At 61.3% G+C, this 15,006-nt stretch carries 11 protein-coding genes; all 11 read right to left on the reverse strand.

Features of this window, described 5'->3' with window-relative positions; all coding sequences use genetic code 11:
• Positions 1-53: 53 nt before the first annotated feature.
• On the reverse strand, positions 54-1,340 hold the full coding sequence (gene glp / locus PU133_RS10000; RefSeq protein WP_404861610.1) for a gephyrin-like molybdotransferase Glp: 1,287 nt from the start codon (positions 1,338-1,340) through the stop codon (positions 54-56).
• A complete protein-coding gene (mobB, locus tag PU133_RS10005; protein WP_404861611.1) occupies positions 1,337-1,873 on the reverse strand; it encodes a molybdopterin-guanine dinucleotide biosynthesis protein B in 537 nt (178 codons plus the stop codon). Before mobB ends, glp begins: the two co-directional genes overlap by 4 nt.
• Positions 1,870-2,517: a molybdenum cofactor guanylyltransferase MobA gene (mobA, locus tag PU133_RS10010; protein WP_404861612.1), complete on the reverse strand. Its 648-nt coding sequence runs from the start codon at positions 2,515-2,517 to the stop codon at positions 1,870-1,872. Before mobA ends, mobB begins: the two co-directional genes overlap by 4 nt.
• Entirely contained in the window at positions 2,514-3,407 is an 894-nt protein-coding gene (gene fdhD, locus PU133_RS10015; protein ID WP_404861613.1) for a formate dehydrogenase accessory sulfurtransferase FdhD, read from the reverse strand. Before fdhD ends, mobA begins: the two co-directional genes overlap by 4 nt.
• 17 nt (positions 3,408-3,424) lie before the next feature.
• Positions 3,425-4,654 carry a multidrug effflux MFS transporter gene (locus PU133_RS10020; RefSeq protein ID WP_404861614.1) on the reverse strand — a complete coding sequence of 410 codons (1,230 nt, stop codon included), beginning with the start codon at positions 4,652-4,654 and terminating at the stop codon, positions 3,425-3,427.
• Between the two features lie 101 nt (positions 4,655-4,755).
• Positions 4,756-5,667 carry a DMT family transporter gene (locus PU133_RS10025; RefSeq protein WP_404861615.1) on the reverse strand — a complete coding sequence of 304 codons (912 nt, stop codon included), beginning with the start codon at positions 5,665-5,667 and terminating at the stop codon, positions 4,756-4,758.
• Between the two features lie 101 nt (positions 5,668-5,768).
• Complete coding sequence (locus PU133_RS10030) at positions 5,769-6,905, reverse strand: CHAD domain-containing protein (protein ID WP_404861616.1); 1,137 nt, start codon at positions 6,903-6,905, stop codon at positions 5,769-5,771.
• A gap of 13 nt (positions 6,906-6,918) precedes the next feature.
• Complete coding sequence (locus PU133_RS10035) at positions 6,919-7,590, reverse strand: DUF922 domain-containing Zn-dependent protease (protein ID WP_404861617.1); 672 nt, start codon at positions 7,588-7,590, stop codon at positions 6,919-6,921.
• A gap of 58 nt (positions 7,591-7,648) precedes the next feature.
• Complete coding sequence (locus PU133_RS10040) at positions 7,649-7,993, reverse strand: hypothetical protein (protein ID WP_404861618.1); 345 nt, start codon at positions 7,991-7,993, stop codon at positions 7,649-7,651.
• 477 nt (positions 7,994-8,470) lie between these two features.
• Positions 8,471-11,317, reverse strand: a complete 2,847-nt coding sequence (locus PU133_RS10045; protein ID WP_404864499.1) for a cold shock domain-containing protein — start codon at positions 11,315-11,317, stop codon at positions 8,471-8,473.
• A gap of 385 nt (positions 11,318-11,702) precedes the next feature.
• Positions 11,703-14,804 (reverse strand): excinuclease ABC subunit UvrB, encoded by a 3,102-nt coding sequence (gene uvrB, locus PU133_RS10050; protein ID WP_404861619.1) that lies wholly within the window; start codon positions 14,802-14,804, stop codon positions 11,703-11,705.
• Between the last annotated feature and the right edge of the window lie 202 nt (positions 14,805-15,006).

Below are 15,006 nucleotides of genomic sequence, written 5' to 3' on the forward strand. Positions count from 1 at the left end.
TTCGCAATTGCAATAAAAATCCAAATTGACGTTAGCGGCCTGCACGTAAGTTTTCAAAGGCCGAATTCGTTAAAGGGGATAAAAGCGACACGGTCGCCTTCGCGCACCTCGTTCACCGCTTCATCAAGCTCGATCAGCCCGGTCGCCTGCCGCAGTCCTGTGATGAGCCCTGAGCCGTCGCGTGGAAATTTTCCGATGCGGGTGATGCCGTCAGGGCCGATCGCAAGCCAGCCCCGAAGAAATTCGCGGCGGTCGGTCTTCTTGCGGGCGATGTGGAATGCTGCGGGCAGCTGGTAGCGGACAGGTTCAAGGGCCTGCCCGCCGCCCAGGATCGTCAATGCGGGCCGAACATAGAGCAGGAAGCAGACGAGAACGGCGACCGGGTTACCCGGCAGGCCGAAAAACACGCAATCCCCCTGGTCCGTGGGAATTTGGCCCACCACCATCGGCCGCCCGGGCTTGACGGCGATCTGCCATAGATGCCGCTTGCCGAGCGAATCGAGCGTCGTCACCACATGGTCTTCCTCGCCACGCGACGCGCCACCGGTGGTGAGGATCACGTCATGCTTACCGGCTGCATCTTCGATCGTACGCGCAATGAGGGAAGCGTCGTCCTTGAGGATGCCGAGATCGGTGATCTCGATCGGCAACGTCTCTGCCAACGCGGCCAGCATGGTGCGATTGCTATCGAAAACCTGTCCGGGTTGGAACCGATCGGCGCTGCCTGGCTCGACAAGCTCGTTGCCCGTGGAGAGCACAGCAATCCGCAGGCGGCGATAGACGGGCACCTGGTCGAACCCGAAGGAGGCAATCGCGGCAAGATCCTGCGCCCGAAGTCGGACGCCCGGTTCGATCGCGATCGACCCCTGCGGGACATCCTCGCCGGCGCGCCGCCGATTGGCGCCAGGCTTCAGGCCTTTGGGCACAGTCACCGTCGACCCGTCTTGCGAAAGTTCGCAATCTTCCTGCATGGCAACGGTGTCCGCGCCGGCGGGCATGGCTGCTCCGGTGAAGATGCGTGCCGCTTCGCCCTTGCCGATCTCGACGGAAGCAAGGTCACCAGCGGCGATGCGCGTGCGGATGCCGAGCGTATTGCGCTTGAAATAATCAGCATAGGCGAAGGCATAGCCATCGACCGCGGAATTGTCGGAAAAGGGAACGTCGCGCGGGGCCGCGATTGGCTCTGCGAGGATCCGGCCGGCTGCCTCCCGCAGCGCGACCATTTCCTTCGACACGATCGGCGAAAGGCGCTCGGAGATCAAAGCGAGCACTTCCGCATGCAGCATGCGGTCACGGTCGTGCAGGAAACAGTCGTCGAGAAGCCGGCGTTCCGCACTCATGATGCAGCGCTCCGACGCTTCGCCAAGCCCGTGACGCGCTCGATGAAATCGGAAATGGCGATGGTGTCATCCAGATCGAAGACCGGGAGGTGCTGCTCTGCAACCGAATGATCGGCAGCGATTGCGATGATGCCCGGATCGCCGGCTGCCAATGGTTCACGATTGGCGGCATCCAGCCGTCGGGCTTCGATCTTGGGATGGTTTTCGCGCTTGTAGCCTTCGATGACCACAAGGTCGCAAGGGGCCAGGCGCTCGAGAATATCTTCAAGCGCAGGCTCGGCTTCCTGACGCAATTCGTGCATGAGTGCCCAGCGCTTGCCGGAAACGATCGCCACTTCGCCCGCTCCGGCCTGACGATGACGCCAGCTGTCGGTGTTTTCCCTGTCGATGTCGAACTCGTGATGGGCATGCTTCACGGTGGAGATGCGCCAGCCCCGGCGGGTGAGTTCCTCGACAATGCGCACGGTCAGGCCCGTCTTGCCGGAGTTCTTCCATCCGGTGACGCCAAAGACGCGCTGGGAGTGTCTCGTCATGAAATCTGCTGCTCCCGAAGGAAATTTTCGGCTTCGATCATATCGTCCGGCGTGTTGGCGTTGAAGAACGGATCGAAACTCTGTTCGCCGTGTCTTACCAAATCAAAGTCCACCGCCGCCAGCCTGTGGCGGTGGACCCAAGCCAGCACCTTGAAGGTGTCGCTTTCCTTCAGCCATGCCTCCAGATCGTCGGCGAGCGCGACCGGCCACAGGCCGAAGACGGGATGACGATTGCCGCCGGAGGTGGCGAGAACAATTGTGTCAGGTGTCGTTGCCATTTCGGCGAAGCGTTCCACCAAGTCGAGCGGGAAGAACGGTGTATCGCTGGCAGCCGTTGCGACATGGCTGATCGGCTCATCCATGGCTAGTGCATGGCGCATGCCGGCAAGAACCCCGGCGAGCGGACCGGCAAAGTCGCCGACAGTGTCCGCAATGACAGGCAGGCCGTAAACCGCAAAGCGGTCAGCATCGCCATTGGCATTGAGGACGAGTGCGGACACCTGGGGTTCGAGCCGACGGATGACGCGGGTCAGCATCGGGGCGCCGCCGAGTTCCAACAGCGCCTTGTCACCGCCGCCCATCCGCCGGGAAAGACCGCCAGCGAGAATGCAGCCAAGGATGTCATTCTTCGACGGCATGGTCATGCGTCGGCCTCAATTGCGCGGCGGCTGCCCTTGCGCCCGGACCGGCCGTCTTCGTCCGGCACCTGATCGGGATCGAGATCGAAAACGATGCGTTCGGTGCCGGCAAGCGCGACGAAGCGTTTCCCACGCGCCCGGCCGATGAGCGTCAACCCGATCTTGCGGGCAAGTTCGACACCCCAGGCGGTGAAGCCAGAACGCGATACGAGGATGGGGATGCCCATCATGGCGGTCTTGATGACCATCTCAGAGGTCAAGCGCCCGGTCGTGTAGAAGATCTTGTCGGAGGGGTCTTCGTTCGTCTGGAACATCCAGCCGGCGATCTTGTCGACGGCGTTGTGGCGGCCGACATCTTCCATGTAGACGAGCGGCCGGTCTTCCTCGCACAGCACGCAGCCATGAATCGCGCCTGCCTCGAGGTAGAGCGAGGGCGCGGTGTTGATCTTGTGCGTCAATGCGTAGAGCCAAGAGGTGCGCAGCCGGGCGTCCTTGGACAATGAGATGCTCTCCAGATTGTCCATGATGTCGCCGAAGACGGTGCCCTGCGCGCAGCCCGAGGTGCGGACCTTCTTCTTCAACTTGTCCTCGTAATTGGTTTCTTCCTCGGTGCGCACGACAACGACTTCGAGCTCTTCATCGTAGTCGATGCCGGTGACGCGGTCAGTTGGCTTCAGCATGTTCTGGTTCAGCAGGTAGCCGAGCGCCAGAAGGTCGGGATGGTCGCCGATCGTCATCATGGTGACGATCTCCCGGGCGTTCAGATAGAGCGTCAGCGCCTTTTCGGTCACCACCCGCGTATCGACCGCATTGCCGTTCTGATCGATGCCTTCGACAATCGTCGAGAGCCGCTGATCGGTCGCGTCGGGCCGAACGATGAATTCACGTTCCGTCAAAATACTCTCCGTCGGACCTACTCTTCTTCCATCACGATGCCGGCCGACCGGTCCTGACGCACAACATAGAGGACGTAAAGCGCCGCCGCGACCCCTGCAATCGAGGAGGAGAACATGACGTAGAGAAGCGGATATGGGCCGGACTCTTCCGACAGAAGAGAACCGGCCAGCACCGACAGCAGAGCGCCACCACCGATCATCAATGCGCCACCGAGCCCCGAAGCCGACCCGGCGAGGCGCGGCCTGACCGACACGATGCCCGCATTGGCATTGGGAAGCGCCATGCCGTTGCCGAAGCCGACGAAGAAGATCGGCCCGAAAAAGGCCATCGGATGGAAGAAGCCAGACCAGAAGAGCCCGATCGAGAGCGCCATGCCGAGGGCGGAGATCAGGTTGCCGATCACCATCATGGCATTCAGCCCGACATTGACGGAGAACCGCGCCGTCAGAAAATTGCCAATCATGTAGCCGAAGGCGATGAAGAAGAAGTGGTAGCCGAGTTCGGCCGGGGTCATGCCGAGAATGACGTTCGCCACATAGGGGCCGCCACCCAGGAACGAGAAGAATGCGCCGGAGGCAAAGGTGGCCGTGAGCGTGTAGCCCCAGAAGCGCCGTGCCTTCAGCAACTCGGGATAGGCGCGGAACTGCTCAACGAAATTGGCAGACATGGCCTGGTTGGTTTCACCCTGATCGCGCCAGCACACGATCAGCACCATAACCCCGAATAGGAAGGTGAGGATGAAATTGGCCTGCCAGCCGAACATCTGGTCCAGAAAACCGCCGAGTGCCGGGCCGACCATCGGCACCAGCGTCATGCCCATCGTGACGTAACCGATCATGGAGGCGGCCTGCGAAGGGCCGACGATGTCGCGCACGATCGCGCGGGACAGAACGAGGCCCGCCACCACCACTGCCTGCAGCACGCGGCCGACCAGCAGGATCTCGATCGTCGGCGCGAAGATGCAGATCAGCGTGGCGCCGAGGAAGAGCCAGATGCTGACCAGCATCACCGGACGACGGCCGAAGCGGTCGGAGAGCGGGCCGATGAAGATCTGCAAAAACGCGGTGCCGGCGAGATAGGCGGAGACCGTGAGCTGCACGAGCGCATAGTCGGCGTTGAAATAGCGCGCCATCCCCGGCAGCGACGGCAGGAAGACGTTCATGTTCAACGCACCGAGCGCTGCCATGAGGACGAGCGTGACGATGTGCGGCGGGGTGCGGGGATCGAGAAAGCGAGCGGGTGGCATGCGGGATCATTCCTTCGCCGACCAATTGGCGCATCGATACCGAAAAGGAAAGGCGGCCTTAGCTTTTTATTCTGCCGATTTCATTCAGGCAGGCAGTTGAACTACGGCGAAGGCTGTCGTGCCGTTTCCGCGGCAACGGGGTCGACCTCGGGCCGCTTTCGTTCGCGGTAGAGGGTGTAGATGCCCGAGACGACGATGATCGTGGCGCCGATGATCATATAGGCATCGGGGACGTCGCCGAAGACGAGGTAGCCGGTGGGGATCGCCCAGAGCAGGTTGGTGTAGCGGAAGGGAGCGACAAAGGAGATGTCGCCGCTGCGCATGGCCATGATGATGAACTGGTAGCCGATCAGAAGCAGGACGGCGCAGAGGACCAGGAGGCCGATGTGCCCGCCATCGACCGGCGTCCAGCCGCCCATCATCGGGACCATGATGACGCCGGTGAGGCCGACGATGGGGGAGGTGACCACCGACAGGAAGAGCGACGGCACCTCGGCCTGCACCATGCGGGTGGCGAGATCACGCATGGCGGCGAAGAAGACGGTGCCGAGCACCAGCATGGAGTAGACGCTGAAACCCTCTACGCCGGGCCGCACGATCAGCATGACGCCCATGAAGCCGATGGCGATGGCGCTCCAGCGGCGCCAGCCGACAGGCTCGGACAGGAACAGGGCGGCGCCCATGGTGACGGCAAGCGGCAGGGCTTGCAGTATGGCAGAGGCGTTGGCGATGGGGATGTGGGTGAGCGCGATGAGGAAGGTGACGGTGCCGCCGACCTCGCCGATGATGCGCAGCAGGATCATCGGCTGGAAGGCCACCCGGATCGGCATCAGCGCACGGCGCCACCAGGCGAGCGCGGTGATGGCGATGGTGGCGAAGATGCCGCGCAGCGCCATGACCTGGCCGACATTCATGTCGGCGGCGAGAACCTTGACGACGGTGTCGTTGAACAGGAAGCCGGCCATGGCCAGCGACATGAAGATCGCGCCGCGGACATTGGCTGAAAGGGGCATCTGCGGGACCGGGAGCGAGTGAGGGTTGCGCTCTGGCTAGACCTGCACCCCGGCATCGACAAATCAATTCTGGTGATGGATAGGGCTTTTGCGGTGACCGGTCAGCTGTCGGCGTCGCCGTTCCTTCCGGGCTTGGCGGCGAACCATCCTTTGACGGGCGGTAGACTGCCGGCCGGAGCGGTGTCGCCGGTCTCGCCCTTGGCCGTCTTGCCGTCTTCTGCGCGCCAGAGCTTGTAGAGAGCCTGGTGGCGGGCGGCCATGGGCTTCGATTTCTCGGCAAGGATCCGCGCGCCGGCGGTGAGCGCTCTCGCCTCGATGGCGGCCTGGCGGGCATGGGCGAGATCGATCAACGCGACGCGGGTGGGGTGATGGCCGAGATCGTCCTGGCCAAGCGCGCGGACGAGTTCGGCGAGATCGTGGTGGCGGCCGAGATCTTCGGCAAGCGCGCGGGCGGCGGCGACCTGGGGATCGATGGCTTCCGGCCAGACGGGGGCGAGGATGCGCAGATGCTGGGCGTGGGCCTTCACGCGCTTGCGCCATTCGTGCAGCGCCTCGGCGGCGTGCCACCGGGTTTCGGCGGCTTGCGGCGACGCGGGATCGGTGTCGACCGCGGCGAGCGCCTTCACGGCATGGACGCGGGCCTTGCGGGCGGCGCGGTGGGTATCGGCGAGGCCTTCCGCGAAGGCCTTGGCGCCCTTCGGCCGGATCCTCCACGAACGGGCGCGTTCGGCGAGGGCGGCGAGCTCGGTGGCGGCGGCTTCGATGACCGGGGCGGCGGCACCGGTTTCCTCGGCAAGCGGCACGACGAGGCGGCGGCGAAGGGCGGTGACGGACTGGCTGCGCAGCGGCGGCAGTGCTGTATCGGAGCGGTAGGCGGCGACAAGGTCATCAAAAGCGGCGGCGAGCGACTGGGCCTCGCGGTGGGGGGCGAGCGACCGGCCGATATCGCGCAGCGCCGTGTTCTCGCGGTCGAAGTCGGCGAAGGCTGGCCGGACCAGGCGGATGAGGCCGCGGACTTTCTTGATGCGCTTGCGCAGCTGGTGGACGCGCTGGCGCTCGGTGAGGTTTTGCGCGGTGCTGTCCGTCGTGCCGCCGGTCTGCTGGTCCGGGTTGGGGCCCGCATCTGGATTCGGCGGGACGGCACGGGCTTCCTCGATGGCACGGGCGAGCTGCTCGCCGGCGATGCGGCGGATCGTCTGCTGGAAACTCTTGTCCTTCGGCGTCAAGCGGTAGGGCATGGCGCGCGCCTCCTCACGGACCGTTGACGAGGGCGAGGATGAGCTGGTGGACATTGCCGCCATTGCCCATCTCGTCGCGGTCGAAGGCGCGGGCGCGGGCAAGCCGCTCGGCCGCCATGCCGGCCAGGAATTCCTGCAGCTTGGCGCGGACCTTGTTGCAATCGGCATCCGCCGGCGCCGACAGGCCGGTGGAGAAGGCCTGGATCTTCTCCGTCATCTCGATCACGTGGTCGCCATGGACGCGCTCGTGCTTTTCGACGCCAGCGATGAAGCGGGCCCAGCTGGCCGCGACATCCGGCGCAAGGCCCGACGGCGCCACCGGCCAGCGGTAGATGATGGTGAGGCTCGGCCGGGCGGAGGCAAGGATACAGGAGCCATCCGGTTGCGGCCGGTAATCGCGCGACCACAGAAGCTCGAAATCGGTGAAGGCGATGGCTTGGCCGACGCCGGCCGACGGAGCGCGATCGCCGATGGAGCGGTAGAGATCGATGCCCGTCGCGCCTGTGACTGCATAGGTCTCGATGCGCTCGGAGGGCTGCCAGTCGCGCGCAAGCGCGGGCGCCGGCAGGAGTGCCAGCGTGGCGAACGCAGCGAGGAGGGCGGCGCGAAGGGCCTTGAGCCGGGCGGCGGCGAAACGGGAGGCGCCAGAAAGGGAGAGGGCGGGGGATCGCTTGAGCAAGGTCATGGCCCCCTGCTTAAGCGAGATCGGCGATGCGATAAAGAGCGCTTGGTAAAGCGCGGCGTCAGCGCCGCCGGTCGCGTTTCTGTCGCTCGCCGTAGGCCTTTACCTGCTGCTCGGTGACAACGTTCCAGGGGAATTCGCCGTCTTCCGCGGCCTGCTCGGCCGCTTCGGCCCGTTCAAACGGGATGCGCTCGCAGGCGCGGCGGATGGCGTCGCTCTGGCAGGCGCGGTGGCGACGGCAGGCGGCGAGCGGGCAGGCCTTCGCCTCCTCGGCCGGAGGCAGGCGCCATTGCCGCCGCGCCATGACCTCGAGGGTGGCGCCGATGGCACCGAGCTGCGCATCGACCGCGGCGCAGGCGAGGCGGAACTTGAACCGGTCCCTGTCCGGGTAATGCTTGCGCGGCATGAGGGATCTCCGTTGAAGTTTCAGGACGCGCAGGAACGCCCGACGGGGCGGTTTGCCGCGACGGGGAGAGGGCAGAGATGACGGGTCCGGGGCGCAAGGATCGAGCCGCCTGGGTAAATGTAGTTCGAGTGGCACGGTCATCGCGCCCCGGCGGCGTTCTCGGGAGCATCCTCCGTCAGATCCCGGTTCCAGCTCTCTGCGCGGGATCCGACCACCCCCGGGCGCATCGCCTGGCTGGGGGCATGCGGTCGGCCCGCTTGCACGGGCACGCAGCCGAACCTGCTCGTAGTGGCAGGGGGAGCCGTTCTGGGACCTCTCCAGCCGGCCGCTACGTTGGCCACCGGCGGAAGCGCCGTCCCTCACCGCTGAAACCGGACCGTCGACCTGTCCCATCCCGTCGTGGTGAAAGATGAGAGGAGTATGGCATGGGCGCGAGGGGCGGGGAAAACTCGACCCCCCCGAACCATGCGAAGTACATTATTCAAGCAGCGAAATTTTTTCAGCACATGTCCCTCGGGAGTTCTGTGCTTCAACGTATGTAACATGGTCTCCCACAGCAATCGAACTTATAATAAGCCCCTTCGTGAGACCCGACTTGTGAAAGAAAATCTCGGTACTGTCATTGCTGTAAAGGAATCCAAATCCCTTCTCAGGTAACACACTCTTTATTATACCGGTTCTTCTCTCGTCGGGTGTCAATTCATGCCCGTCTAGTGGTCTCTCAGCGTCCCGAATAGCATCAATGCCAGAAAAAATATGGATGCCCGAGGCACGAAAACGACCTAACGCGTCTTTAACGATGCTGAAATGCGCCGAGGCACCGGCAACTATCTCATCATTGTAAGAATCGATGTCCGAGTGGTGAAAAAACACTCGAACTGAGTCACCATATTCAAGAAAGCCGTACTTCTTTTCAAAATTGTAATTATGAATTGCTCCAGAAAACACCATCCCAACGTCAGAGTCTCGCGGCGACGCTGAACTAAGCGGGCTGGCTTCCCATTCCGGGGATTGTGTTGCAGACACTATCGTTTCAAAAAATTGCGAGCATAACTCGAAAGCGTCACCATCAACGTTCGTACCCGCCGCTGCAAGGGAGCCTTTGGCTATTGTTCGCGCCTTCAACAATGTCTCATTGATCTTGCTATCAAGAAGTGATTTGGGAATTTGCTTATAGCGGGAAACAAAATCAATTAATTCTAACACGCGGGAAGCTGCGTCAACTTTGCTTTCGGTGCGCCTCAGTGAAATTTGAAGGGCAAGGTGGTAAAGTTTGCGTTTTAGCTCTGGCGAGAGTTCCAGCCAATCAAAGAGCGTGCAGAGCATTTGGTCGGCTTCGTCATATTTTCTGTCAAACATCATACATCTGGCAGACTCGAGGATCACGCGCGGTGATGATGGATCAAGTGTTCGTGCATGCCCAAAATGCCGTGCAGCAGTTTCCGAATCGTCTGCATCACGCATCAAAAAACCGGCGTACCAAAAATGCAGTGGTGCGGAGTTTCGCTCACAGTCTAAAGCCACCTCGTATGCTTCCCGGGCCGCGGTGAAGTTTCCAAAGTTTCGATGGATCACGGCTTCGACGCGATGAACTTCGTAGTAAGAGGGGTCTAAGGCCTTTGCCTCCTCAATATGTTCAAGTGCAGTTGAATAATTCTTTGTTTCTTGAATAGCTATTCGTAGGTAGTGAGCCAGCGCCGTGTCGTCTTTCGATCGTAGCGTGATGTTGTTGAATGAATAGCGATCTTGCCGAGAATCTGAGAAATAATTTCTATAAATGTTGTCAAGGCTGCGTTTTTTAGATTGGTGCGACCGAATCTCAATCTGAGATGGCGGGTGATTCTTTATTAGAAAAAGCCTTGGCAACTCACCCGGTTCATAGACAGTTTGCTGGCCGACAGACGTTGATACGGACGACATTTGAACGAGGTTAGCAGACCAGAGCGACTGCAGTGCCGACTGGAAGCGGTCTCCATTTAGGCCTGATATGTATGACAACACAGATTGTGTGTGAGGGCCCGGTATCGAGATCATTACGTTGACCAAATTACGGGCATCTTCGCTAATGTAATCGTATACGTTCGACAGGCAAAAATCCAAGAATACCTTGGGCTCCACCAATACATTCTCGGGTCGTTTGCCGCATTGAACACTTGAAACAAACCATTTAATAAATCCCGGATTACCCTTCATCCGGCGGCAATAGCTCGCCAACACTGCCTTATCCAGTTGTAGAATGTTCTTGACGTTGCGAACCTTGGCTGTCGAGCGCAACAGTCTGACGCCATCATCTTCACTGAGTGGGCCTAGCGGAAATCGATAATTCATTTCACCGGTTCCCAGCCGGGATGTGACAAGAATTTTGCTTCTTCCATTCAGTCTGGAAAAAAGGTCAATGATCCTCTTATCCATTATCGTTTCTAGGTTATCCAAAATAAGTAGTATGCGAAACTCGTTTAAATAGTTCAAAACTTCTTCGGTCGATTGTTCTTCGTTCAACGACTTCCCCGTGAGCGTTCGAGAAACGTCTTGGAACATCCCAATTGAAGAGGTTATTGAGTTTTCAATTCTTTCAATATCGCTAAGTGACAGCCGTGTTGTTTTCGACGTAGTCCAAACGATATATTCAAAAGGATTATCGGTGTCATCAAGAAGTTTGTAGGCGACTTGTAGGGCCAATGCTGTTTTTCCATATCCTCCTTCCCCGACGACAGTGATGATCGGCCAAGGTCCTTTGCAAGCGGTGATTAAGTCCTCGGCTTCACGCTGGCGGCCAAGAAACCCTGTTTCGTCAAAGTCGGGGATTGGTAAGTTATGGTTTGGCTCGCCATGCTGCGCTTCAATGGCGGACACGTCCAAAGAAAACGGTAAGTATGGATCAGTTGCAAGTCGTTGAAGAAATTCGACTGTACGTCTGAATAGACTTTGTGGCGCATTCTTCAGGTCATTTGTTAGTTTTTCAACTTTCACCCCATCGGAAAACTCAAGTGGTCTGGCATGCATCACACGGTTGCGTACGCCTATAATTTGCTCAAAACTAAAGTGGGTGCGCTCAAAAAAGTTGCTTTCCGGCGCAGTCAATGAGGACTTATACTTTTGAATAAGAGACAAGCTGTCTCCCATATCCAAAAAATCAATCATGGATGCATTAAAATCATCGGACGACCGATTTAATCTTTCATTTAATTTTGCGAATAGCGCGGGGCCAAAGAAATCTGATGCTGGTCGTTCGTTCGGGATCAGCAAACGGACAATTTCTCTAAGGTCCTCATCAATTGATGAGATGATGCCAAAGTACGTCAGTCTAGTTAAGCTAAATCCCATGGTCAAAAAGGCCCCTATAACAACCAGTGGTTTAGCATATATGTGGCGTCAGCTGGCAGCAATGGTTTCCGCTCATCTAATCAGACAAGACCTTTTCGCCCGCCAGCGCTCCTCGGCAGCCTGGCCATTCTGTTTAGCGACCTAATGTTGAGCCGTACGACAGAGCGAATGGTCATCGCGCGCTAACCAGCTACGTGGTCTGGGCTTTTCCCGACAAGTACTATGGCTTCTGACTCATCAAGCCCTCCGGCTGCTCAGCTAATGATGCGGGATTTTTTCCGATTATGCCTTTTACCCGAGGCGTTTGAACAATGTGCTGGATGAGTTATTTGAGGAGACTGCCGTTTTGTCCTCCAAGTCTTTCGGTTGGAGACGCTGCAGCATCCTACCGCCCCGGTCGGCCCGTTTTGCCTGGGCGACGTTTTTGGCGGCGGGCTTCGGATTCGTCTTCGTAGGAGCCGGCGCCGATCTTGCCGCGGGCGAGCGGGCGTGGGTCGTTCCCCTCACCAAGCGCGCCAGTCCGCTCGGGCTTCGCCTCGCGGGGCTTGATATCCTCTCCCCCAAGGGGAGAGGAGGGGCGCGGCGGGATCTTGCCCTGCACGGGTTTTTCGGTCCGGCCGACGGTCATTTCGTCGAGGTCGGGTTTGTGGAAGAGGGACTTGCCGGATGTCTCTCCGGGGGTCTGGTTTGCGCTCACGCTGTCGCCGCTTTGCGGCTCGCTCCGCGGGGGCGCCAGACGACCGGCGGCGGACGATTGTCCGCTGCGCGTCGCTCCGCTCGCTCTGTCTTTTCCCTTGCCTGATCTGGATGCGGAGCCGCCTTCGCCCGCATTGCCTTGCACCCGCGCGAGGGGGTCGTCCATCGTTTCCAGTTCGCGGGCCTTGAGGCGTTTGATTTCGTCGCGCAGGCGGGCTGCGGTTTCGAAGTCGAGGTCGGTGGCGGCGGCGCGCATGCGGCGTTCGAGGTCTTCGAGGTGGGCGGCGAGGTTGTTGCCGATGAGGTTGTTGGGATCCTCCCCACGCTTGCCCTTGCCGCGCACGCCGATATCGGCCCGGACATGGTCGCGCTCGTAGACGCTGTCGAGGATGTCGGAGATGCGGGCCTTGACGCTTTCGGGCGTGATGCCGTTCTTGGCGTTGTATTCCAGCTGCTTTTCACGGCGGCGGCCGGTTTCTTCCATGGCGCGGGTCATGGAGCCGGTGATCTGGTCGGCATAGAGGATGACCTTGCCGTCGACGTTGCGCGCGGCGCGGCCGATGGTCTGGATCAGCGAGGTTTCGGAGCGCAGGAAGCCTTCCTTGTCGGCATCGAGGATGGCGACGAAGCCGCATTCCGGGATGTCGAGGCCTTCGCGCAGAAGGTTGATGCCGACCAGCACGTCGAAAGCACCCAGGCGAAGATCGCGGATGATCTCGATGCGCTCCAGCGTGTCGATGTCGGAGTGCATGTAGCGGACGCGCACGCCCTGCTCGTGCAGATATTCGGTGAGATCCTCGGCCATGCGCTTGGTGAGCACGGTGACGAGGGTGCGGTAGCCGGCGGCGGCCGTCTCGCGGATTTCGCCGAGGACGTCGTCGACCTGAGATTTCGCGGGGCGGATTTCCACCGGCGGATCGATGAGGCCCGTGGGGCGGATGACCTGTTCGGCGAAGACGCCGCCAGCGGCCTCCATCTCCCAGCCGCCGGGGGTGGCGGACACGGCGACGGTGGGCGGGCGCATGGCATCCCACTCCTCGAAGCGCAACGGGCGGTTGTCCATGCAGGACGGCAGGCGGAAGCCGTATTCGGCCAGCGTCGCCTTGCGGCGGAAGTCGCCGCGATACATGCCGCCGATCTGCGGAATGGTGACGTGGCTCTCATCAACGAAGAGCAGCGCGTTGTCGGGGATGTATTCGAACAGCGTCGGAGGGGGTTCGCCGGGCGAGCGGCCGGTGAGATAGCGCGAATAGTTCTCGATGCCCTGGCAGGAGCCGGTGGCTTCCAGCATCTCGATGTCGTAGCGCGTGCGCTGCTCCAGCCGCTGGGCTTCGAGCAGGCGGCCGGCCTTTTCGAGCTCGGCCAAGCGGTGCTTCAGCTCCTCGCGGATCGACTTGATCGCCTGGTTGAGCGTGGGCTTGGGCGTCACATAGTGCGAGTTGGCGTAGATCTTGACCGATTTCAGCTCGGCGGTCTTGTGGCCGGTCAGCGGATCGAACTCGGTGATCGACTCGATCTCGTCGCCGAAGAGCGAGATGCGCCAGGCGGCATCCTCCAGGTGAGCGGGGAAGATCTCGATCGTATCGCCGCGCACGCGGAAGGAGCCGCGCTGGAAATCCATGTCGCGGCGCTTGTATTGCTGGGCGACGAGGTCGGCGAGGAGCTGGCGCTGGTCGAGCCGGTCGCCGACGGCCATCTGGAAGGTCATCGCCGTATAGGTCTCGACCGAGCCGATACCGTAGATGCAGGAGACGGAGGCGACGATGATGACGTCGTCGCGTTCGAGCAGCGCGCGCGTCGCCGAGTGGCGCATGCGGTCGATCTGCTCGTTGATGGAGGATTCCTTCTCGATATAGGTGTCTGAGCGCGGGACGTAGGCTTCCGGCTGGTAGTAGTCGTAATAGGAGACGAAATACTCCACCGCGTTGTCCGGGAAGAAGTTCTTGAACTCCGAATAGAGCTGGGCGGCGAGCGTCTTGTTGGGCGCGAGGATGACGGCGGGGCGCTGCGTCTCCTCGATGACCTTGGCCATGGTGAAGGTCTTGCCCGAGCCGGTGACGCCGAGCAGCACCTGGGAGCGCTCGTTCTCCTTCACGCCGGCGACGAGATCGGCGATCGCGGTCGGCTGGTCGCCGGCGGGCTGATACTCGGTTTGCATGGTGAAGGCGATGCCGCCTTCGGATTTCTCCGGCCGGGCGGGGCGGTGCGGCGTCCACAGCTTGCCGTCCTTGAACAGTGGATTGCCGCTTTCGATCAGGGCCGACAACGCCTCGACGGTGGCCGTGACCGCGCCGGTGGCGAGCGCGGAGGCCTCCTCCAGGCTCGTATCCATGCCGGCGACGGGATTGAGGCCGGCGGCGGCGCGCGCGCGCGGATCGGTCGTGCCGCCCATGGAGGTTCCGCGGGAACTCTTAGTTGCGCTCACGCTGTCGGCGCTTTGCGCCTTCGCTCCGCGGGGGCCTCGCACGGGCTCGGACGGCCGTTCGGCCTTGCGGCTCTTCGAGCCGTTTGGAGCGTCATCACTGGCTTCGCGTTCCGCTTGGGCAGCGCGTTCGACCTTGCGGCGGTGTTTGCCGGCTTTGGAGGCGACGTCGTGGCGGGTTTCGATGGTTTCGGCCTCGGCCATGCGCTCCATCTCGCGGGCCCAGTCGGAGACGGAGCCGGAGGAGAAGGGGGCGCCTTCCAGGCCGCGCTGGGGCGCCTCGGAAAAGCCGCGCGTGCGCGTCGGGTCGAAATCCTCCGCGCCGGTATCGTCGGGGCGGGGCGAGGTCTTGTTTGGTCGGGAAGCCATGGAGGGAATATGGGCGGAGTCTGTGGCGATTGGAAGGGGAGCGCGCCGGTTTTGGAAGGGGAGCGCGCCGGTTTGAGCCGTGGAATGACCGCTTTTCGAGAGGATCGGCGACGCTTCCCGCCGTCAGCACGACGGGTGGGCGGATGGCCAGGTCCGCAATGCGAAAACGCGCCGCCCCATGGGGACAACGCGCTCTCGCGTG

Source organism: Georhizobium sp. MAB10 (genome assembly GCF_045012825.1).
GTDB lineage: Bacteria > Pseudomonadota > Alphaproteobacteria > Rhizobiales > Rhizobiaceae > Georhizobium > Georhizobium profundi.